We start from the raw sequence: 903 nt of genomic DNA, 5'->3' as shown, positions 1-903 counted from the left end.
GCGCTGCCCGATGCCGGCTTCCACCGCCTGGCCGCCAGCCGCACCCTGGTGCTGGTCGATTGCGGCGCGCCGCCCGCCGGACGGCGGGAAGCCGCGCCGGGCGGCCTGCCGCGCGGCGCCGCCCGCTTCGCCCCTGCCGGCACGCGCAGCGTCGAGATGTCGGTGGGCCGCGGCCGGCTGATCGTGAATTGCGGCGCGGCCCCGGCCGCCGAGGGCGAATGGCGCGACGCGCTGCGCGCCACCGCCGCCCATTCCACCCTGGTGCTGGCCGACACCAATTCCAGCGAGCTGCGCCCGGAAGGCCTCGGCCGCCGCGTGGAGAGCGTGGAGGCCGACCGGCAGGAATCCAACGGCGCGCAATGGCTGGAAGCCGCGCATGACGGCTGGGTGAAGCAGTTCGGCCTGCGCCATCGTCGTCGCCTCTACCTCTCCGAATCCGGCGACGACCTGCGCGGCGAGGACGTGCTGGAGCCGGAGCGCGAGGTGCAGGTGCCGGGTTTCACCGTGCGCTTCCACCTGCATCCCGCGGTCGTCGCCAGCCAGCAGCAGGACGAGGCGGGGGTGCTGCTGCGCCAGCCCTCCGGCGTGGGCGGGCGGCTGCGCGCCATGGGCGCGCGCGTGGCCATCGAGGAGAGCATCCACCTGGCCGCCGAGCCCCGCCGCAGCCAGCAGGTGGCCCTGCATGCGGAAGCCGGCGCCGGCAGCATCCAATGGGCGATCAGCCGCGTGAGCCTGCCGGCCCCGGCGAATGGAGGGGCGGCGGAGGCGTAGGGCGCGGTCGGGGGCCGGCCCCGGCCCCCGACCACGCCGCGCTACCGGCCGCCGCCGGGCGCCTGCGACACGCATTGCCACATCTTCGGTCCGGGCGACGTGTTTCCTTATGCGCCGGACCGCGCCTACACG

At 76.1% G+C, this 903-nt stretch carries 1 protein-coding gene; it reads left to right on the top strand.

The window, feature by feature from the left end:
* The coding region (locus tag AC1MIR_RS09360; RefSeq protein WP_480027899.1) for a heparinase II/III domain-containing protein at positions 1 to 771 on the top strand (771 nt) is incomplete at its 5' end.
* Positions 772 to 903 lie beyond the last annotated feature (132 nt).

This window comes from Falsiroseomonas sp. RANM36 (assembly GCF_056682175.1).
Note: the sequence above shows the minus strand (reverse complement) of the source record. Positions and strands in the feature narration are given on the sequence as shown.